The organism is Streptomyces aurantiacus (assembly GCF_027107535.1).
GTDB lineage: Bacteria > Actinomycetota > Actinomycetes > Streptomycetales > Streptomycetaceae > Streptomyces.
The window spans coordinates 3,500,271-3,519,566 of sequence record NZ_CP114283.1 but is presented as its reverse complement, the minus strand read 5'-3'; the positions used below and the strand labels follow the sequence as shown (position 1 = coordinate 3,519,566).

The following is a 19,296-nucleotide window of genomic DNA, read 5'->3' as shown; positions in this document are numbered from 1 at the left end:
GCCGGCCCGGACGGGCGAGCGAGCAGCCGGTCCCGGGCAGTTCCATCAACAGCACCAAAGCCGAAGGAGAAGCACCCCATGTCCGTCAACATGACCAAGGGTCAGCAGATCAGCCTGAGCAAGGCCGACGGCAGCGCCCTGAGCTCCGTCCGGATGGGCCTGGGCTGGCAGGCCGCGCCCCGCAAAGGCTTCCTCGCCAAGCTCACCGGAGGCGGAGAAATCGACCTCGACGCCTCAGCCGTACTCTTCGCCGCCGGACAGCAGGTCGACGTTGTCTACTTCCAGCACCTGGTCAGCAATGACGGCTCCGTCCGGCACACCGGCGACAACCTCACCGGCGGGGCTGGCGCCGGAGGCGACGACGAAGCCGTCCTCGTCGACCTGTCCCGCGTCCCCACACAGGTCGACCAGATCGTCTTCACGGTCAATTCATTCACCGGCCAGACCTTCACAGAAGTACAGAACGCGTTCTGCCGTCTGGTCGACGAGACCACCGGAGCCGAACTGGCCCGCTACACCCTCACCGGCGGCGGCAAGCACACCGCCCAGATCATGGCCAAGGTCCAGCGCACCGGCGGCGGCTGGCAGATGAAGGCCATCGGTGAACCCGCCACCGGCCGCACCTTCCAGGACCTGCTGCCGTCCATCACACCTCACTTGTAAACCAGGAAGCCCGGCCTGCCTCCCCCGATGCGCTCGGCCGTACCCAACCGGGCCCCAGCAGACAGGACCCGCATGTTCGGACTCAGCGAGCTCGCGATCATCCTCATCGTCGTCATAGCCGTCCTCGCCGCCAAGAAACTCCCCGAACTCGCCCGCTCGGCGGGCAAGTCGGCACGCATCCTCAAAGCGGAGGCCAGAGAGATGAAGGAGGAGCAGGGTACGGCCGGGGAGCAGACGGCCCCTCGCGTGATCCCGGGCGAGACCAGCACACCCGGCACCCCGCCCACCGATGCGCCCCAGTCCACCACGCGACCGGGCGGCGAAGCGCCTCCGCGCGCCCAGAGCTGACGCGCGCGGTGTTCACACACCCATAGCGCGCAGCAGCGTCGGCAAGGAATGGTGCAACTCCCGCTCCCCGTAGCCTGGATGGCGCGTGCCGGAGTGGAAGTGGCCTGTCACCGGGGCGCCGAGCCGCCGCAGCCGGGCATCCAGGGAGCGGGTCAGGTCCTGGATGACGGCTTCCGCCGGGTCGTACCCACTGCCCGGCGGATCGAGCGCTCCCGGATTGCCGTCACCGGCCGAGAGGTAGACGTGAGTGCGGCGCAGGCGCTCGGCCAAGCGGTGCGGGTCGGGCGCCTGCCAGATGGCCCTCTGCTCGACCCGGTCTCCCCACAGGGCGTCCAGGTCGCCGCCGTACGCCTCCTCCATCTGCGGCCATACCTCGCGCATCCGAGGGTGGAGGAGGTGGACAGGTCCGCTGTAGCTCGCGGCGGCGCGGAACAGGTCCGGGCGGCGGGCGGCGTAGGAGACCGCGCCGAAAGCGCCCATCGACAACCCGGGCGCGCGCGGTGCCGCCCGGGGCTCGGCGCGAGCTGCGGCCCGGGCCGTCGCCGATGCCGCAACCCGGGGACGGCCAGGGACAGCCCGCGGCCTGTCGCCGGGTGGACCTTGTCGAGGTGCGTCATGGAGGGGCAGCTCCAGCTCCCCGGCGGCTTGACGTGCGGGCCAGCTCGGGTTGCCCGACCCACCGGCAGTGCATCGTCGTGCTGTCGGTTTCGTCACCGGTCCGCGGAGTGCTTGTGGCTGGGGTCCAACCGGAAGTCGGGACACTCGCGGTTTTGACATGCGCCCGGGCCCCACACGGGAACGAACACGCCGAGGGTCTTGTGGCGGTGGGCTGCAGGCGGCACGGACCGCCTGCAGGTCGGACACGCGTACGCTTCAGGCTTGCGCTTCATTTTGACCATATTTTTACGATATGCCCGTATTGGCCCGTCGGGAAGTGCACTGCTTCCTCGCCGCCCCGAGCGCGAGCGGGATTCAGCGTCCCGGCGTGCTGAACCGGTTGAGGACTCAGGGCCATCCATCACAGGTGGTGAGCCGGGCTGCTCATTGGTCTCGGAGGCGTCTGCCTGTTCGTCGGCCTGTTCCTGGGCGTCTGCCGGAGCGGGCCTTCTGAGGCTGAGCACCACGGAGCCCGCCAGGACGCAGACAATGACTGCGAGGCTGATCGGCGAGGGGATTTCCGGGATGCCGGGGCTGATCAACTTGTGGGATGCCTGGAAGATGAGCTTGACGCCGATGAACGCCAGGATGATCGCGAGCCCCCTGTTCAGGTAGTGGAAGCGGTCCAGGAGGCCGGCGAGCATGAAGTAGAGGGCCCGCAGGCCGAGGATGGCGAACGCGTTGCTGGTGTAGACGATGAAGGCGTCGTCGCTGACCGCGAGGACGGCCGGGACACTGTCGACGGCGAAGATCAGGTCGGCGGCCTCGATCGCAGCGACCACCGCGAGCAGCGGGGTCGCCATCCGTTTGCCGGCCTCTTTGACGAAGAACTTCGCCCCGGCATACTCGTCCCGCACCGGGATGATCTTACGGAGCATCCGTACGGCGAAGCTCTTGCCCGGGTCGAAGCTCTCCTGCTCGTCCTTGAGGAGCTTGTAGGTGCTGTAGAAGAGGACCGCCGCGAAGGCGAACAGCACCGCGGTGAATCGGCTGACCACGGCCACGCCGAGGGAGAGGAAGATCCCGCGGAAGACAAGCGCGCCGATGACGCCGAAGAACAGCACGCGGTGCTGGTAGGCCCGGGGCACCTTGAAGTACGCGAAGATCACCGCGAAGACGAAGAGGTTGTCCACCGACAGGCTCTTCTCCAGCAGCCAGGCTGTCGTGTACTCGGTGCCGGCCGTCGTGCCGAGAACGAGGAAGACGACCGCGCCGAAGATCAGGGCGAGGCTCACCCACAGCCCGCTCCAGGCGGCTGCCTCCTTGAAGCCGATGACGTGCGCGGTGCGGTGGGACAGCAGGTCCACCGCCAGCGACACGACGACCGTCGCGGCGAACGCCCCCCACAGCCAGAGCGGCACCTCAAGCACGCCGAACACCTCACCATGGCCCGCGCGAAATACGCCGGCCCCTATACAGGAGTGTCCGGCATTGCGCCGCCGCGAGCATGCGGAGCGGGTGAGGCCGGACGGTACGGAGACGCAGAGGTTCCCACGTGCCTTCTGAAGCGGGGATGCGACAGGCAATGAGCTCGCCGGGATGGCGCCCGGGGCTTGCACCGCATCCTGCGTCGGTCGGCGGGTGAGGACTGCCCGGCCCGAGGGAGTCTGTGTAAGCCTCCCGTATCGGGTGGAGCGTGTTCACGTCATTCCTCGCGGGTGGGGTGGCAGGGGGTGTAGGCGGGGGCGCGGTGGTCGCAGAAGGTTCGGTGGATGGCCGGGGAGACGTCGCGGCTGACGTGGCCTGCCAGTCCGGAGAGGGTCTGGGTGTCGACGTTGTCGAGCGCGACGGCTCCGGTAGGGACGGTCGGGTTGAGGCGCAGGACGTTGTCCTTGCCTATGAAGTGGCGCACCTGTTTGGCGGCACTTTCACTCTGGGCTCGCATGAGGACCTCGACGGCGTCGTTGGCCCAGGGCAGCAGGCCGCCGCGGTCGAGGCGGCGGTGACGGCTTCGGACGTCGGTGGTGGTGCCGAGGCTGAAGACCTTGATGGCTTCGAGGGGGACGGACAGAGGTCCGACGGCCTCGGTGAGCGCGACCATGGTGGGGTTGTTGGCCCAGACGCCGCCGTCGACGAGGCGGGCTCCGTCCAGGGGCATGCCGGGCAGGTAGGTGGGTGCGGCGGAGGTAGCGAGCGCGACGTTGACAGCCTTTTCCCGCCAGTCCCGTTTGAGGGTGGGCAGGTGCGGGGTCCGAAAGAGGTAGACGTCGTCGGCGGCGATGTTGTAGGAGGTGATCACCAGGCGTTTAGTGCTCTCACCGAAGGTCCGCTCGCCGAAGACGTCGGTGAGCGCCGCCCGCAGAGGCTCGGTGCTGTACTTCGCGCGCAGGAGGTGGCGCAGGCCGCGCATCCTGGAGCGGTCGCGAAAGATCCTCGGGCCGTGCTCGGTGTAGAAGGTGAGGATCTCGCGGGGTGTGAGGCCCAGGCCGAGGCCGAGCGCGATGATGCCGCCGGTCGAGGTGCCGGCGATCAGGTCGAAGTGGTCGGTGATGCGGATGTCGAGGTCTTCCTCGAGGCGGGCGAGGACCGCCGCGGAGAACATGCCACGGAAGCCGCCGCCGTCCAGGGCCAAAATCTGGAAACGCTCGGTCAGTTGAACCGCCCCCGTTGTGCTGCTCGTTGTAGGACTGGCCCGGCTGGGCCAGATCTTCGCCGTCGAGACTACGTCCCCTGGTGATCAGAAGGTCAGCTCATCGATGGCCTCGCGTGGTGGATAGATGAAGGCCGCGTAGAGCCCTTTGATGACGCTGGCGGAAAACGGTCTGTGCCGGGGTATCGACGCTCCCTTCGAGAGCACCCCTTGCCGGCGCCATCAGGAGATCTCCAAGGCCGTCGTGTACTGGTTGTCGGTACGGTCGTAGATGACCAAGGTGGGGTGGACGTTGGCATCGTGTACGCGGCCGAGTGTCACCGCGGCCGAAACGGGCACTGCGGCCAGCACATGCAGTCGTTGCATGCCCTTGTGGCTGACCTCCAGCTCAGACAGCAGTTGTCGAAGGACGGACGTGAACTCTTCGAGCGTGGAAGCCGAATTGATCACATCGACGGATGGTGTGATGCCCTGGGGACGGATCGTCCAGCGCGGAAGGCGGCCAAGTTGTTCGGGTAGCTCTGCTGCATGAATCGATCCGGAGATGTTCAAGAGCAGCGCGCCCTCCCGCGCATCGGGGTGAGAAGTGCGGGGCACCTCGGTGACAAATCGCCTCGGCGCGTCGCCGGGGTCGGGCCAGCACCATGATTCGGTGCTGCGGTGCCGCTGGTAGATGGAGACGGTGAAGGTGTCGTCCAGACGGGAGCCGAAGTAGACAAGCAGAGGCAGGCGGGCGAAGGCGAAGACGCTCACGTGGTGCACTGAATCTTCGCGCAGTGCTTCTCCCAGCTTGTGTTCGAGGACCCGGTCGATCTGCTGCTTGCACTGTTCCCAGTAGGCGGGGCCGGCCGTCTTTTCATTGAGGAAACGGCGCAGGTCCACCTCGAAGCCGTCGCCGTGGAGGCTGAGGGGGAACTCGGGGAATCGCTCTTCGGAGCGAATGACCGCATCCGCGGCAGTCGGTTTGGTGAGTTCGACTTCCTGGCCGCGGACTTGTCCGATGAGCCGGATCACCACGGTGCCGGCCTCGGGCCTGAGGGCGGTCAGTCGTCGGATCCATTCCTCTCGGTCGCGTTTGATGCGTCGCAGCCGTTCGACTGTCATTACATCGAGCGATCCCTTGCGGTCGATTTCGTTGTGCTCACCGCGGCACAGCAGCATGAGATTGTCGGCGAGGTCGCGTTCGTCCTTCGGCAGGGGGTCCATGCCCCGCGGTGACTTGGGAGTGGCCTCCTGTCCGACGATGTGGGCGAGTTCTCCCAGGGTGAAGTCCTGATAGGTCAGTCTTCCCTCGAGAAGGTAGGTCCCGCACAGTTCGCACCGTCCGCCGGCGCGGACCCACACCTTGAGTCGCTCGACTTCGGGGATGGACTTGCGTGCCACGGGGGCGGCTCCTTTCGGCTGCCTGGTGCAGGCGTGGGTTGACCGTCTGCTGTCGTTGGGGCTTGTGGCTCGGTCGGGTGCGTGGCGCCGCGCTCCAGCGGTCTAGGGGGTAGGGGGGACGTAGTGATGATGGGGTCCGCTGTGGGCGTGTGGAAGGGCGATCAGGTGGGTTCCTGACGTCGATACCGCCATCTGCATGCCAAGGAACGTGGTGAGCGTGGCGGCGACAGCGGCGAGGTCGGCTGAGGACCCGTGGAAGGTGGGGACGGAGCAGCCACGGGTTGGTACGAGTTCGTCGCCGTGTTCTGATTCTTGCCACAGAGGGTGGTACAGCTCCAGTAGGTGGTCGCCGAGGACGGAGAGGCCGACCTGGGAGTCCAGCGTGTGGGGTCCTTGGAGGGTGTCCGGGGCGCAGGCGGTGAGGATGCCCAGGGTCCCGGTGCGGGTGTCTGTGGCGATCTGGGCGAGGGTGGCCTTGCGGTCGGGTGTGCGCGCGAGGACGTCCAGGGCTTGCCCGATGGCCAGGCTGATGGTGGCGTCGATGACGAGGTCGGCCTGGTGCATGACCTGTTCGGCGTCGTCGGGGAGGATGCCCTTGGCGATGTCGACGGTCAGGTTGTCGTCGATGTTGCGCAGGCGGTCGGCGAGTGCGGCGGCCTTGGTCTCGCCGATGTCGATCTCGAGGAAGTTCTGGCGGACGAGCAGTCCGCCGGTGACGACGCCGGGGTCGCACAGCGTGATATGTGCGGCTCCGGCCCGTGCGATGAACTCCGCAGTCCAAGATCCGATGCCCCCGCAGCCCCAGATGTGGACGTGTTTGTCCTGGTAGTTATTGACGGGGCGGCTTGCGTCGCGGCGGGTGGTGACGGCTTGGCGTTCGTCGGACACGCGGCACCATTCGATCGGGACGGTCGGGTTGACCGCGCTGGGCGTGATCTTGTTCAGAGAACCGGGATGGCGCCGTGCGAGGTCGCGTAGTTCGTCGGCGGCGGTTGCGGGGATCCGGCCCGCGATCAGGTGAGGGGGTCCTCCGGCGGGGTGGGGCACGGCCAGGAGGAAGTACTGCGGTGTGCCGTCGGCGTTTCTGACCACGCTGGTCACCAGGGAGGTCAGCACGGCCGGTGCGAACGGAGCGGCGGCGCTGCCGGGCGATGCGTCGATCTGCTGCAGGAGTTGGACCAGTGTGGTGCCGGCTCCCATCGGCAGAGGTGCCGGGGCGGTGATGACCGGTAGGCGTGCCGCGGGAGGCTCTCGAGGGATGAAGGTGAGGTCCAGGCGCTGAACGGTCCTGGGGATCAGGTATCCGGCCTGCACGTTCTTTGGGGGCACGGGTTCGCGCACGACGATGGTGGGAGCTGCCGCGGACTGGTGCAGGACGCCGCCGACCGCGTGATAGAGGGCGGTCGAGGCGTCGAACCGGTTGCCCGCGGCATCGCTGAGCCAGCCCCACAGGCGGTCGAGGCTGGAGCGGATACCGTCGGCCGGGTTCCACTCCCGGGCGGGGTCCAGGTACAGGCACAGCCGGTGGCCCTGCAGGACGTGGGGGTGTCCGAGGAACCGCGTATGGGTGACGTCCACCTGCGGGGGCAGCAGCGCGTGGGGCGGGATGCGCATGACGAACTGCTCGCGCGGCTGGAGCAGAAGCCCGCCCTCCAGCCAGACGGTTCCCTTCGTGTCGATCTCGATCGTGACCGCCACAGCGCCGTCGTCCGTACGCTCCGGCGCTCCCACCACGCGCAGGATGTCCGGCTGCTCAGCGGCGATCGTGCGGAGATCTGCGAGTGCCTTCTTCTGCCACGAAGTGGGGGCGCCAGGCCGCCCGGAGTTGCGCCTGCTCATCCAGCGCGCCCCGACCGTCCCGTCGTCGTCACGGCGGCCACGGACGTGGTCGCGGCGGGGAACTTCGCGCTGCTCTGCTGCGACTCGGGCTCCTTGAAGCCGCTGCCGAACAGGTCCTGCCACAGCTCGATGCTGGTCTCCTTGTCCGGCTCGTGGTACGCGTCCTCGATCTCTGCGGCGTGCACGCGGATCCGCTCGCGGAAGTAGGTGTAGGTGGCCTGGGTCCACCGGTGGTCGAAGGTGACCCCCGACCCGGAGGGGTCGGCGATCGATGGCTTGGTGGTGTTGGCCTGCAGGTAGGTGTTCAGGTCCTGGACGAGGTGGAGCAGGGTCGTGGGCACGTTGGCGTAGTAGCCGGGGTCCAGCAGCTTCTTCGTCGCGCTGACCTGGTTTCCGAGCAGGGTCGTCAGGATGATCGACCGTGTCCCGGTGAAGGAGTTCTTGTGGTCGCGCAGGTACTTCATCAGCCGGATGACCTTGCGCAGGTTCCCACCGGTGATGCCATCCTGCTGGCGCATCCAGGTCGTGAAGCCCTCGGGGTCCGTCGCCTCCCAGCAGTTGTCGTCCCGGTTGACAATGACGCTGCGGCCGTCGCTGAGCTGCACGTAGGGAACGATGTCCACATGCATCGAGTTCTTGTAGACCAGACGCACGCAACGGCACTTGCGCGAGTGCGGCATCTCGCCGTAGCGACTGTGCCGGTGCAGCGCGGCGTAGACCTTGTCGATGTAGGTCTTGGGGCTGTCGTGCCAGTCCGGGTTCTCCTCCATCAGAAGGAGGAAGTCGGCGTCGAACTCGTTGTCACCGACCGGGTCGATGATGGTCCTCTGCGCCCACGACCCCTGAGGGATCTTGTCGAGGACGAGATGCCCGATCTCCTCGTCCTCCTTCAAGGCCCGGTAGACGTTACCCACTCGCTCGTCGAGCAGCTCGAGCTTGAACCGGCTCAGGTTGACCGTGTCCGTGAGGAGCGTGTTGAAACAGGCGGTGAGCTGCACTGGCACCATCCGTACATCGTCTTCATTGAAGGTCGTGAAACCGTAGCACGGGGGCACCACAGACGGCCGCGGCACGGCCGACCGGAGGGCATACTGGTGTGTCGTGTTACTTGAGCTGCCCGGCCGCCACCCCTTGCTGCGCGGCACCCTGCGCCTGCAGGAAACCGCCCGACCCGGATTGACCATCGATGCCCGCCACCTGGAGTTCGCCAGTCCGCTGGATCTCGCCGCCGTGGCCGCGCTCACCCACACTCACGCGGCCAGCGACACGGAGATCGCCCTGCTCCTGCCCGAACGCCGTGGCGTGGCCTCATATCTGCAGCGCATGGACCTGTTGAAGCACTTGCCAGAGGGATCTCGCATCGTGGGCTCCCTCTCCGAGGGCGAGCGCAACGATCACTCGGCCAGCTTGCTGGAGGTCACCCGCCTTACGGGTGCGGGGGTCCGTGACGTGAACCAACGGATCGGGTTCGTCGCAACCAACCACCTGGGAAAGCGCTTCGGAAGACAGGCGTTCACCGGGCTGGGTGAGCTCATCGACAACGCGGTGAGTCACGGAACCAGCGAGTTGGGCGCCTTCATTACCGCGCAGGCCTACAGCGGCAGGACCACCGGCCGCAGGCGACTGGAGGTCTCGGTCTGCGACACCGGAGTGGGAGTACTCAGTCACCTGCGCCGCAACCAGCAGCACTCCGACGTAACCGACAGTATCCACGCGCTGGAACGTGCGCTGAGTCCCCGCGCCAGCGGAACAGACGAGGACCGCGGCTACGGTCTTCCTGATGTCCTGGACGGGGTCAGAGAGACTGCGATCACGAGCCTGATCCTGCGCAGCGGCGACGGCGCCGTGACGGCCAGCCACTACCGGGAGCACGCCTTTACCTCCTATCGGCGCACCCCAGAGCGAGTGGCGGGCACCTGGGCCTGGCTGAGAGTCTCGTTCCCCGGTTAACCGCGCTGTGCTTCAATGCGTTCAATGAAGGCGAAAAAGCAAATGCTCACCTTCCCCGTCAGTAAACCGGGTACGTTCCTGTCCACCCGCGGCACGGGGGCGCACAAGCGTAGTGAGCTGGAGACCGTACTCAATGTGTCCGGTCCGGCCCCCGTGCTGGAAATCGACTTCACCGGCACCGAAGCCATGACCCACAGTTTCGTGGACGAGTTCCTCGGCAAGCTCTACGTGTCCCTGGCGGCTGGCGACGTGCAGGCTGCCGCGGTCCGGCTGATCGGGCTGAACGAGGAGACCCGTGAGTCCGTCACCGTCTGCCTCGAGCGTCGCAAGCAGTTCGCCGTGCAGGGCGAGGACCACACGTTGCTGGGCGACACCACTGTCATGCCGGACACCTACACCCACGCCCGCCGCCTCGGCACCTTCCGTGCCCAGGAGCTGGCCGAAGCACTCGGTATTTCCGTCACCAACGCCAACAACCGGCTTAAACGCCTTGTCCAAGCGGGAGCCTTGAGCCGCAACCGCGCACCCGGACCGGAGCGGGGCGGCAAGGAGTTCATGTACACCCTGCCGTAGTGCTCGTAACACGATCTTGTTGAGATGTGCTGGCCGGACGTGACCGATGTGACGATTCGGCCGTTCGGGAGGGGAGGCGAAAACACTCGTTTACCCCGCCCCCCCCCCAAGGACTTCACCGTCGTGCCAAGGTCCGCGAGCTTGCAGGGTGGGGCATTCTTCAACTGCACTGGATCGCGCCATCATTTGGCTGCAACAACCCTGGCGTATCCCGGACGCCAACCGATGTACCGTGCGGGCAGCCGCCGCAGAAGGCCGCAAGACGGAGACCGTCGAGGTCAATCCGTCCGTTCCGCCCGCGCACTGACCCGGAGACGCCGGAGAAGAAGGACACCGTATGAGCAGGTTGCTGGAAGCGGTGTGTGCGCTGACCGTGGGCGTCCTCGCTGCGCTCCTTGTATGGGGTGCTAACCCTGGCGCCGTGCAGGTGGCGTGGCGGGAGGGCGAGCTGAGCGGTGTGACGGTCGTGTTCGTGGCGGCGTGTGCGCTGTGGCTGGTGCTGTGGCGCAGGCGTACCGAGCGCGGCCGGCTGGCATGGCCGCTTGTAGTGCTGCTGTGCGGTACTGCTGTTGCGCTGGTCGTGGCGGCCATGGCCGGTTGACCGACGCAGGCAGGCAAGTGGGGCTTCCCGTTCTTCGGCGGGGAGCCCCGCAACGACAACGGCCGCCGCATCGACGACCAGTCCTGGGGCCGCCACCACGCCGGCGGCAACCACCGCCGCTGACCCCACCAATACCGGGCCGAGACCATAGAGGCTCACGGCACGCTCTGACTCGCAGCGGCGTCCCAGGCGGCTCCACCCAGCGCCCCGGGACGCCGCTCGCCTGCGCCGGTGCGTTGCGCAATGATGCGGACTCAGCCCGCTGAACGCGGTTATGCAGGACGGCTCCGACGCCGTAATCACACCAGCCACGCAGAGACGGTCTCACTGCAAGATCACACACTGCGCAGTTCCGAGGCCCAGGCCGCCTTAGGTCGTGAGAGCGGAAATCCCTTTGCCGGGATCGGCCACCTGACTCCAGACTGAGGACATGCTCGGGTTCATCAAGACCGACGACGAAGCCCTCGTTTCGTGCTTGGGCGATCCTCAGCGCACCGTGGCGGCATACCGCGAGCTGCTGCGACGCGGAGAGAACGCACTGAGCGCCATCCGCACCGGCCTGCAGGACACGAATCCGGCCGTCCGTGAGGGCTGCTGCCGCCTTCTCGATCACCTGGTCGACACCGAGTCGATGGGCGAACTCATCAGCATGGCCGACGACCCCGACGCCCGGGTCAGGACCGCCGCATTCCATGCTCTGGCCTGTGACCGGTGCAAGGGCGACGCCTGCGCACCGGGCCCGGACCGGGTCCTCGGCCCCGCGCTGCACCACCTGATCTCAGACCCCGACCCGCACGTCCGGGCGATGGCAGCCGAACTCGTCGGCAAGTTCACCCACTCCGATGCACGCGCCCTCGCAGCCTTGAAGGCGTCTCACGCCAACGACCCGAGCCCCGCAGTGCGGAAGAAAGCGGGTTGGTTCACACCCGGCGGGACCATCTACGAACGGGCCCTCCGGGCAGCGGCGAGATGAGCAGCCCACCGGTCGGCTTGCGCCCGCCGTGCCGGCTGGGCCGCCGCTTCTTCACCGGCCGGGCGCGGCCACCGGAGGCCTGAGGTCACCCTCAGGGAACTGGCCGTAGAGAACGAGCCGCAGTCCGCGTGTACGACGGCAGGAGCGCCGTCTTCCCAGCGCTTTCCCAAGTGGCTTCGTTCACGTGACGTAGCAGCGTTTGATCAGCAGTTTGGGCAGCAGTTGGCGATCTTGAGTGCAGCAGATGCTCACGAGAAATGACGTCGCCATGGTGCGGTGCCACCGGAGTGCGGCAGAAGCGGTCCGTCTCTTGATCACCGGTCGCTAAACTCCCGGCATTCGGATGCTGTCGATGGACTGGAAGGCCAAGCCATGGACGATGACCGTTGGGACGACTGGCCGGAACGGTGGGTCGGCACGGACTGCGACGTGCGGGCGGCCGTCAGCGCGATCCCGCGGGAGGTCAAGGACGGGTTCAGGTACGACGAGGTCCCCTGGCAGCGGTTCCGGCACTACTACGGCCCCGGTGAGGAGATCCCCCGCCTGCTCGCCACGCTCGCGTCCGGGGACACCGAAGCTGCCGACAGGGCCCTGCGGCAGCTCTGGACGAGTCTTCACCACCAGGGCGGCACGATCGCGGTGGGAGCACTGGCGGTGCCGTTCCTGCTCAGGATCGCGGCGACCGCGCGCCCCGAACTCCGTGCCCAAACCCTTCGCCTGATCGCCGAGATCGGCCGGTGCCAGCACATGGGGGACGGATCACGGGAAGGCCTGCTCCAGATCGCCGAGGATCCCCTGATGATCGAGGGCAGCACGATGTGCCCGGTGGACTGGACAATCCAGGCCGCCCGTCAGGCAGTCACAAACGACCTGCACCTACTGCTCCCGCTTCTCTCCGACCCCGACCCCGAGGTCCGCTCCATGACCGCCTACGTCCTGGCGGCGACCAGCGAGCTTTCACACGTCTCCTCTGCTCTGCAGTCCAGGCTGGCGAAGGAAGACGATGCGGTAGTCCGGGTGAGCCTGATCCTGGCGATCGCCCAACTCGCCCGCGAACACCAGGATGAACACGCTCCCAGTTGGGCCCGGGGCCTATGGTCGGATCCCGGACGACCGCCCGAGGTCCGCATCGGCGCCGGCCTGGCCTGGCTGTGCCTGGTCACCCACCCCGCCCCCGACGAGCTCCGCGCCCTCCTCACCGACCCCGGCACCCGTCCATACGACGGCCTGCTCCAGCCGGTGCCATGGCTCACCTGGATCGACCCCACCGGCGTCGGGCTGCGCAGCTGCATCGACGAAATGCTCACGGCGAACATCCCCGAAACAATGCTTGACGATCCTTGAGGTGGAGGACCATCACATCCACCAACCCTCCCCCAGCCCCGGCGTGCTCTGCCCCTCTTGGATACCGCCCCGCCTTCACAAATCCTGAAGCATCCCAAGAAGTCTCAACCGACCGAGTGAACCCCCAACACCCCAAGCCAGAACCCACATCGGCCTGTGCTACCACCCCACGAACCCAAGCCCCTTGCCACAGTTGCCGGTGTCGCCAGGACGTGACTCGCGGGGGTGAAATCTTCCCATTCCGGCTACAGGCCCAGTGGAGGTTGCGTCTTACTGCCTTCAGTCGAGGCCCAGCGCACACGGCGGGCGGGGAGTGGGGGAAGGGACTGTGAAGTATTCGCTGAGTGGCAAACAGTTGGAGCTGCTGAAGCAGGTGGCGGCAGCGTCGAAGGCGTTCGATGTACAGGGCGTACACAGCGGTGTGCTGTGGGCGCTAGAGCAGCGGACGCTGGTGAAGACCGGCTACGGAGCCGCAGGCCGCCGGACCGCGGTCGTCACGGCTGATGGCCGTTTCTATCTCAAGCACGGGAAGCATCCCAAGGAGGCGGAAGCGCAGAAGCAGCGGCTGAAGGACGACCCGGCCCAGGCTGCTCTCGCACCGGCGGACGGACCTGCGCTCCTGGTCCGGATCCGAGAAGCCGGCGGAACACTTACCGTGCCGGATTGCGGGCCCAAGACCCGCGCCCGCTGGCGCGCGGCCTACTATCACGCACTGCATCACGGACATGTCCCCAACGGCTGCAAGCTGCAGATCAAGGGCCGGGACAAAGGCGACATGGTCTTGAAGGTCGTGGACGAAGCCGCTCGCAAGGCTGCTGAACCGCCTGCCGTTCCCACGGTGGAGGTACCTGACGAACTCCCGCGTAAACCGCATCCGCTGGTCGCCCGCACGCTCAAGAAACTGGGGCGTTCGAAGACCACCGCGGACACGCGGGATGTGCCCGACGTCGTACCGATGAACATCTCCCGCCACCTCACCGACCGGGCCCTGCGCATCGCCCATGCACTGATCACCGAGGCCGAACGGCGCGGCTGGGAGGTCACCACCGACAGCAGCCTGCACCGCGGGGAAGCGACCCACCAGCTGGTCATCCGCATCGGCGCCCACGACTACCCCTGGCAGATCACCGAACTCACGAGCAAAGCACCCCATGAGCCCACACCCCAGGAACTGCGCAACCTCGAGAAGAATCCCTGGGCGCGGAAACCTCCGAAGTACGACCACCACCCCGACGGCCGCCTCAGGATCGCGTCCCCCCACCTGAACAGCTACTACACCCCGGCCTACAGCTGCGCGGACGGCGCACGGTGGAAACTGGAAGACCGGCTCGGCCACCTCCTGCGCGACCTGGACCAGCTTGCCGTACACGCCGAACAGCAACGCATCGCGAAGGAACAGGAAGAGGCCGCACGCAAGCGGAACTGGTACAAGGCGCTGCGCCAGGCCCGTGCAGCCCAGATCACACAGCACCGCGGGGCGATTCTCACCGGTCAGGTGGAACGCTGGCGCCTGGCGGAGGACATCCGGGCGTTCTGCTCCGCAGCCCGCCAGGCGGACGCCGCGGCGGACTGGACGCAGTGGGCTGAGCAGTACGCGGCGTCCATCGACCCGCTCGCCGACGCCCTCGCCGTTCCTGCCGATCCTCCGGCCACACCACACGACCTGCGCGACTGCTTCAGAGGCAACACCTACGCCTATCCGTGGCCGTTCGGCAAAGACGGTCAGTGGAATCCGGCCGACGATGTCCTGGGAACCACCAGCGACTGACACCCCGGATGTGTAGGTGCCAGCCCGCCACGGGACAGCCGCAGGTGAGTGACTGCCCCATCAGCTCCGGCATGCCGCTTTTAAAGCACAGCGGCATACTTGACTCGAACACGTCACTACCATGCCGAAGCCCCCGCCAGGGGGGGGGCCTGGACCGCCTCGCCCGCAGCCCCCGCATCGACTGGGTAGCAGTGCTCGCGACCTCCGCGGGCCGCCGGTCCCCGCTCGCGGCCCTGCCCATCCGGCCGGCGGCCGGACGGTGACCGCGGCCGAGCCGGGCACCGACTGGCACGGCGACCTCGCTGCCCCATGGGCAGCACAGCAGCGCGCCGAGGTTGAGAAGTGGCGCATCCCCGACGGCTCGGCGTTCGTCACTCACTGCGCACGGTGGGTCGACGGCGCCGGACGGCACTCGCCCATACCTGGGGCAGCCACCCCACTTCACACGCCCAAGCCATCTGGTTCACCCTCCGCCACAACCCCGCCCCCACTCGGCCCTCATGACTGTCCGACCCACCCTGCGCGGCCGGCTGATGCGGATATTCGCTGTGGGGCCTCAGGCTGTCGGCGGAATATGAGGGGATGAACAACTCCTTGTTCGCCGTGTCCGCGGCGGACCTGACGATCGAGCGCATCCGTGCCCTCGCCGCGCAACCGGATCAGATGGAAAGCCTGACGCTGGAGTTCAAGCGCGAGTACTCCTCCAGTCTGGTGACGACCATCGCGGGCCAACACCTACGGCGGCATGATCCTGGTGGGCGTCAACGACAAGGACGAGCCGGGCACCGAGCGCGTCATCGGCGTCAACGCCCAGCAGACGATCGACCAGATCGTCAGCGGCTGCAGCACGACACTCGACCCGCCCTGGGAACCGGCCTTCTTGAACGTCCCCTTCGACGACGGCTCCGGGCGCAGCGTAGTGATCATCCGCGTGGACGCCAACGTCGCGCCCGGCCTGTCCTGGTGAAGCTGAAAGCTCCGATCCGTTTGAGCGGACGGAACGCCACCGCCGACCGCGCCCGGCTCCTCCAACTGGCCCGCGAGGAACCGTCCGCGGGAGTGCTGCCCATGGGGCAGAACGTCATGTCCCCGAACCTGGCGTGGGACAACGAGGGCAACCCCATCGCCGACTTCATCTTCCGCACCGGTATCAACCTGCCCATGGGAGACCACATCGTCAGCGGCTGCAGCACGACACTCGACCCGCCCGACGGCCGCCTCAGGATCGCTCCGCCCCACTCCTGCGCGACCTGGACCAGCTTGCCGTAAACGCCGAACAGCAACGCATCGCTCTGCCTGCGCTTCGCAACGACACAGTATGTGTCGAGCGAGAGGCCGGCCCGGATGGCGGCGGTCTCCCGGGTGCAGCCCGGCGGGCTCGAGCGGCGCGGATCTGATCGGCGATCTGCAGACGCCGGGCCCGAGTGCCCTCCGCAGCGACAGCTCACAGCGAGCCCACCGACTTGAACACACCAGACGACCAGGGCGGGGCGCGATGCGCATCCCCAGACGGACGCCCCGACCTGGTCTCACGCGAACAGCCCCCGGCGAGTGGGCCGTTCCCGGTCTCCCCATGGGAGACGGATGGGAGAAAGATCTTCTTCATCAAGGCTAGCCAGGGCATGTGGAGGCTAAGTGAGGCTAGGTATTGGGACTGGATAGACGCAGGTAGGGACGCTGACCGGGCTTTACGTCGGCGCAGCCCTTGATCCAGACAATCACGGTTCCCCCTCTGCTGTTGGCCCCCTGAGGCTTGCCCGCTCCACCCTGCCACGGAAACCAGCTCCTGATGAGGTCGCGTCCGGCGGGCCGAACAGACGCCAAAGCCCGGCCCTCGACGGGCCGGGCTGATGGTCGCGACGGGTCGGCCGGGCGGGTCAGCCGTCCTGCCCCAGGGGGTTGTCCTCCGTGGCCAGACTGCCGTCGCTGACCGTCTGGTCGACACTGCTGAGAGTGTTCTGCAGGTCGAGACTGCTGAGGGCGTCACCGTCGAGCGAGTGGGACGGGGTGACGGCCGCCACCACGAAACCGGCGGCGAGGGACGCGATGGCGAGCATGCTGCGCTTCTTCATGCCCGGTTCAACTGCCGAGCCGCCCATGGGTCACGGTCGCGCCGCCCGGAAGCCGTGAAGTTCCACCGTCGTGGCGCCCCGGGGGCGCCGCGAGCCCCCTCGACGACGTTCCCGCCCCGGCGCCGCAGCGGGAGCAGACCGGGCCGTGCCCCCGGAGCCACGGGCGCCCGCCCGCAGCTCCGCGCGTCAGCCGGCCACACCCGCCGTGGACGTGCTCGGCCTGCGGCTGAGCGCGGCGGCCGCGGCACCCACCAGACCCGCGTCCGTACCCATCTGGGCGGGCGTCACGGTGAGCCTCTGCACGAACGACAGGGTGGCGTAGTCGCGCAGGGCGGCGCGCAGGGGCGCGAAGAGGACCTCGCCGGCCTTGCCCACTCCTCCGCCGATCACCGCGATGTCGATCTCCACCAAAGTCGCCGTCGCCGCGATGCCCGCCGCCAGGGCCTGCGCGGCACGCTCGAACGAGGCTGTCGCCACCGGGTCACCGGCACGCGCGGCGGCGGCCACGGCGGCCGCCGAGGTGTCCCCGTCGGAACCCGGCCGCCAGCCGCCCTCGACGGCACGGCGCGCGATGTTCGGGCCGCTCGCGATGCGCTCGACGCACCCGCGTGACCCGCACGGACACAGGTCACCGTCGAGCTCCACGCTGATGTGGCCGATGTGACCGGCGTTGCCCGTGGGCCCCGGGTGCAGCTGTCCGCCGAGGACCAGGCCGCCGCCGACCCCCGTCGAGACGACCATGCAGAGCGCGTTGTCGTGGCCGCGGGCCGCTCCCTGCCAGTGCTCGGCCGCCGTGATCGCCACTCCGTCGCCGATCAGCTCGACGGGCAGCCCCGCCGTCACGGCACGGACCCGCTCGACGAGGGGGTAGTCGCGCCAGCCGGGCACGTTCACGGGACTCACCGTGCCCGCCGAGGCATCCACGGGACCGGCACTGCCGATGCCGACCGCCGTGGCCCGGTTCCACAGCGGAGAGCCGGTCAGTTCGCCGAGCACGGCCTCGACGGCCCGCATGACGATGTCGCCGTGCTCCTGCGCGGGCGTCGGCCGCTGGGCGCGCAGCAGGATCCGGCCATGGCCGTCCACCAGCGCTCCGGCGATCTTGGTGCCGCCGATGTCGAGCGCGGCCACGAGGTCGGTGTGCATCAGTGTCAGTTCTCCTGTGTGGATCCCGATTGGACCATGAGGAAAGGGCAGGCCGGGCGCGCGGTCGGGGAGGCCGGGCCGGAGAATGCGATGGACAGTCTCTCCCGCATCTGACAACGTTGTCCAGGCTCTATGCTCGACGCCACACCCCGATACGGCGACCTACGAGCCCGTCAGGACCGACGCAGCCCCATGGACTACAGGACAGGACAGCGCATCGTGGCCGAGATCGCCCGCCGAACCGAGAGCCGCTACGGCAACCGTCCGACGATGAAGGACGTCGCGGCGCGTGCCGGGGTCGGCCTGAAGACGGTATCGCGTGTAGTCAACGGCGAGCCCGGGGTCACCCCGGACACCGAGCGCCGGGTGCAGGAGGCGATCGACGCGCTGGGCTTCCGGCGCAACGACAGCGCGCGGGTGCTCCGCAAGGGCCGTACCGCGAGCATCGGGCTCGTCCTGGAGGACCTGGCGGACCCCTTCTACGGTCCGCTGAGCCGGGCGGTGGAAGAGGTGGCCCGCGCCCACGGCGCCCTGTTGATCAACGGATCGAGCGCCGAGGACCCGGACCGCGAGCAGGAGCTGGTCCTCGCGCTGTGCGCGCGCCGCGTGGACGGGCTCGTCATCATCCCGGCCGGTGACGACCACCGCTATCTGGAGCCCGAGATAAAGGCGGGCGTCGCCACGGTGTTCGTGGACCGCCCCGCCGGGCAGATCGACGCGGACGTCGTGCTGTCGGACAGCTTCGGCGGCGCACGTGACGGTGTCGCCCATCTCATCGCCCACGGCCACCGCAGGATCGGGTTCATCGGCGACATGCCCCGTATCCACACCGCCGCCGAGCGTCTGCGCGGTTACCGCGCCGCCATGGAGGACGCCGGCATTGCGGTGGAGGACGCCTGGATGTCGCTGGGCGTCACCGATCCCGAGCGGGTCCGCCGGGCGGCCGAGGGCATGCTCTCGGGCTCCTCCCCCGTGACCGCCGTCTTCGCGGGCAACAACCGCGTGACGGTCACGGTCGTACGTGTCATCGCCGAGCGCTCCCGTCCCGTGGCCCTCGTCGGATTCGACGACATCGAGCTCGCCGACCTCCTGCAGCCCGGGGTCACCGTCGTCGCCCAGGACGCCGCTCAGCTCGGCCGCACCGCCGCCGAGCGTCTCTTCCGTCAGCTCGACGGCTCACTCGTCCTGCCCGAACGCATCGAGCTGCGGACCCGTCTGATCACCCGAGGCTCGGGCGAACTGCCGCCCGCCCACTGATACATGGAGCCCCGGGACGACTTTTCCGGTCGCGTTCCCGAAGCCCTCGGTTCGGCCGCCCGAACCGCGCCGGCCCCTCCGGTCCGTCCCGGGAGCCGGCGGCCTCTCGCGGAACTCCTCACGGAGTGCCGA

At 68.0% G+C, this 19,296-nt stretch carries 17 protein-coding genes and 2 pseudogenes; 11 read left to right on the top strand and 8 right to left on the bottom strand.

Annotation, left to right across the window (positions count from 1 at the left end; translation table 11 throughout):
- The first annotated feature begins 78 nt into the window (after positions 1–78).
- Together O1Q96_RS17415 and O1Q96_RS17410 are read left to right on the top strand one after the other, a co-directional pair.
- Positions 79–663, top strand: a complete 585-nt coding sequence (locus O1Q96_RS17415; RefSeq protein ID WP_269249057.1) for a TerD family protein — start codon at positions 79–81, stop codon at positions 661–663.
- A gap of 72 nt (positions 664–735) precedes the next feature.
- Positions 736–1,011: a twin-arginine translocase TatA/TatE family subunit gene (locus O1Q96_RS17410; protein ID WP_269249056.1), complete on the top strand. Its 276-nt coding sequence runs from the start codon at positions 736–738 to the stop codon at positions 1,009–1,011.
- 12 nt (positions 1,012–1,023) lie between these two features.
- Here O1Q96_RS17410 and O1Q96_RS17405 read toward each other — a convergent pair whose 3' ends face one another.
- The 6 genes and pseudogenes from O1Q96_RS17405 to O1Q96_RS17380 all read right to left on the bottom strand — a co-directional run bounded on the left by O1Q96_RS17405 (position 1,024) and on the right by O1Q96_RS17380 (position 8,487).
- Positions 1,024–1,788, bottom strand: a complete 765-nt coding sequence (locus tag O1Q96_RS17405; protein ID WP_269249055.1) for an alpha/beta hydrolase-fold protein — start codon at positions 1,786–1,788, stop codon at positions 1,024–1,026.
- Positions 1,789–2,033: 245 nt separating this feature from the next.
- Positions 2,034–3,038 (bottom strand): annotated as a pseudogene (locus O1Q96_RS17400) (TerC family protein); the annotation flags it as partial.
- Between the two features lie 275 nt (positions 3,039–3,313).
- Positions 3,314–4,240: a CBASS cGAMP-activated phospholipase gene (locus tag O1Q96_RS17395; RefSeq protein ID WP_269249054.1), complete on the bottom strand. Its 927-nt coding sequence runs from the start codon at positions 4,238–4,240 to the stop codon at positions 3,314–3,316.
- Positions 4,241–4,480: 240 nt separating this feature from the next.
- Positions 4,481–5,641 carry an SAVED domain-containing protein gene (locus tag O1Q96_RS17390; protein ID WP_269249053.1) on the bottom strand — a complete coding sequence of 387 codons (1,161 nt, stop codon included), beginning with the start codon at positions 5,639–5,641 and terminating at the stop codon, positions 4,481–4,483.
- A gap of 102 nt (positions 5,642–5,743) precedes the next feature.
- Positions 5,744–7,480, bottom strand: coding sequence for a ThiF family adenylyltransferase (locus O1Q96_RS17385; protein ID WP_269249052.1), 1,737 nt, complete (start codon positions 7,478–7,480; stop codon positions 5,744–5,746).
- The gene (locus O1Q96_RS17380; RefSeq protein ID WP_269249051.1) at positions 7,477–8,487 is read right to left on the bottom strand and encodes an SMODS domain-containing nucleotidyltransferase; all 1,011 of its coding nucleotides are present in this window, start codon (positions 8,485–8,487) and stop codon (positions 7,477–7,479) included. Before O1Q96_RS17380 ends, O1Q96_RS17385 begins: the two co-directional genes overlap by 4 nt.
- A gap of 94 nt (positions 8,488–8,581) precedes the next feature.
- Here O1Q96_RS17380 and O1Q96_RS17375 point away from each other — a divergent pair, with 94 nt between their 5' ends.
- The 8 genes and pseudogenes from O1Q96_RS17375 (at position 8,582) to O1Q96_RS17340 (ending at position 15,958) form a co-directional block, all read left to right on the top strand.
- The gene (locus tag O1Q96_RS17375) at positions 8,582–9,430 is read left to right on the top strand and encodes a hypothetical protein (RefSeq protein WP_269249050.1); all 849 of its coding nucleotides are present in this window, start codon (positions 8,582–8,584) and stop codon (positions 9,428–9,430) included.
- 24 nt (positions 9,431–9,454) lie between these two features.
- Positions 9,455–10,003 (top strand): winged helix-turn-helix transcriptional regulator, encoded by a 549-nt coding sequence (locus O1Q96_RS17370; RefSeq protein WP_269249049.1) that lies wholly within the window; start codon positions 9,455–9,457, stop codon positions 10,001–10,003.
- Positions 10,004–10,340: 337 nt separating this feature from the next.
- Entirely contained in the window at positions 10,341–10,604 is a 264-nt protein-coding gene (locus O1Q96_RS17365) for a hypothetical protein (protein WP_269249048.1), read from the top strand.
- A gap of 430 nt (positions 10,605–11,034) precedes the next feature.
- Positions 11,035–11,577, top strand: coding sequence for a HEAT repeat domain-containing protein (locus tag O1Q96_RS17360; RefSeq protein WP_269249047.1), 543 nt, complete (start codon positions 11,035–11,037; stop codon positions 11,575–11,577).
- 372 nt (positions 11,578–11,949) lie between these two features.
- On the top strand, positions 11,950–12,921 hold the full coding sequence (locus O1Q96_RS17355; protein WP_269249046.1) for a HEAT repeat domain-containing protein: 972 nt from the start codon (positions 11,950–11,952) through the stop codon (positions 12,919–12,921).
- Positions 12,922–13,249: 328 nt separating this feature from the next.
- The gene (locus O1Q96_RS17350) at positions 13,250–14,689 is read left to right on the top strand and encodes a hypothetical protein (RefSeq protein ID WP_269249045.1); all 1,440 of its coding nucleotides are present in this window, start codon (positions 13,250–13,252) and stop codon (positions 14,687–14,689) included.
- Between the two features lie 739 nt (positions 14,690–15,428).
- Positions 15,429–15,656, top strand: a pseudogene (locus O1Q96_RS17345) (AlbA family DNA-binding domain-containing protein); the annotation flags it as partial.
- A gap of 20 nt (positions 15,657–15,676) precedes the next feature.
- Positions 15,677–15,958 carry a hypothetical protein gene (locus O1Q96_RS17340; RefSeq protein ID WP_269249044.1) on the top strand — a complete coding sequence of 94 codons (282 nt, stop codon included), beginning with the start codon at positions 15,677–15,679 and terminating at the stop codon, positions 15,956–15,958.
- 608 nt (positions 15,959–16,566) lie between these two features.
- On the opposite strand, the gene O1Q96_RS17335 is transcribed toward O1Q96_RS17340, so the two are convergent.
- Complete coding sequence (locus tag O1Q96_RS17335; protein WP_269249043.1) at positions 16,567–16,761, bottom strand: hypothetical protein; 195 nt, start codon at positions 16,759–16,761, stop codon at positions 16,567–16,569.
- Between the two features lie 186 nt (positions 16,762–16,947).
- Positions 16,948–17,907: an ROK family protein gene (locus O1Q96_RS17330; RefSeq protein WP_269249042.1), complete on the bottom strand. Its 960-nt coding sequence runs from the start codon at positions 17,905–17,907 to the stop codon at positions 16,948–16,950.
- A gap of 192 nt (positions 17,908–18,099) precedes the next feature.
- Here O1Q96_RS17330 and O1Q96_RS17325 point away from each other — a divergent pair, with 192 nt between their 5' ends.
- Entirely contained in the window at positions 18,100–19,164 is a 1,065-nt protein-coding gene (locus tag O1Q96_RS17325; protein ID WP_269249041.1) for a LacI family DNA-binding transcriptional regulator, read from the top strand.
- Positions 19,165–19,296: the final 132 nt, after the last annotated feature.

Excerpts from the sequence above, each read along its gene's own strand:
- O1Q96_RS17415 (WP_269249057.1), top strand. The coding sequence starts at position 79 with ATGTCCGTCAACATGACCAAGGGTCAGCAGATCAGCCTGAGCAAGGCC.
- O1Q96_RS17410 (WP_269249056.1), top strand. The coding sequence starts at position 736 with ATGTTCGGACTCAGCGAGCTCGCGATCATCCTCATCGTCGTCATAGCC.
- O1Q96_RS17405 (WP_269249055.1), bottom strand. The coding sequence starts at position 1,788 with ATGTCAAAACCGCGAGTGTCCCGACTTCCGGTTGGACCCCAGCCACAA.
- O1Q96_RS17385 (WP_269249052.1), bottom strand. The coding sequence starts at position 7,480 with ATGAGCAGGCGCAACTCCGGGCGGCCTGGCGCCCCCACTTCGTGGCAG.
- O1Q96_RS17380 (WP_269249051.1), bottom strand. The coding sequence starts at position 8,487 with ATGGTGCCAGTGCAGCTCACCGCCTGTTTCAACACGCTCCTCACGGAC.
- O1Q96_RS17370 (WP_269249049.1), top strand. The coding sequence starts at position 9,455 with ATGAAGGCGAAAAAGCAAATGCTCACCTTCCCCGTCAGTAAACCGGGT.
- O1Q96_RS17365 (WP_269249048.1), top strand. The coding sequence starts at position 10,341 with ATGAGCAGGTTGCTGGAAGCGGTGTGTGCGCTGACCGTGGGCGTCCTC.
- O1Q96_RS17360 (WP_269249047.1), top strand. The coding sequence starts at position 11,035 with ATGCTCGGGTTCATCAAGACCGACGACGAAGCCCTCGTTTCGTGCTTG.
- O1Q96_RS17355 (WP_269249046.1), top strand. The coding sequence starts at position 11,950 with ATGGACGATGACCGTTGGGACGACTGGCCGGAACGGTGGGTCGGCACG.
- O1Q96_RS17335 (WP_269249043.1), bottom strand. The coding sequence starts at position 16,761 with ATGAAGAAGCGCAGCATGCTCGCCATCGCGTCCCTCGCCGCCGGTTTC.
- O1Q96_RS17330 (WP_269249042.1), bottom strand. The coding sequence starts at position 17,907 with ATGCACACCGACCTCGTGGCCGCGCTCGACATCGGCGGCACCAAGATC.
- O1Q96_RS17325 (WP_269249041.1), top strand. The coding sequence starts at position 18,100 with ATGGACTACAGGACAGGACAGCGCATCGTGGCCGAGATCGCCCGCCGA.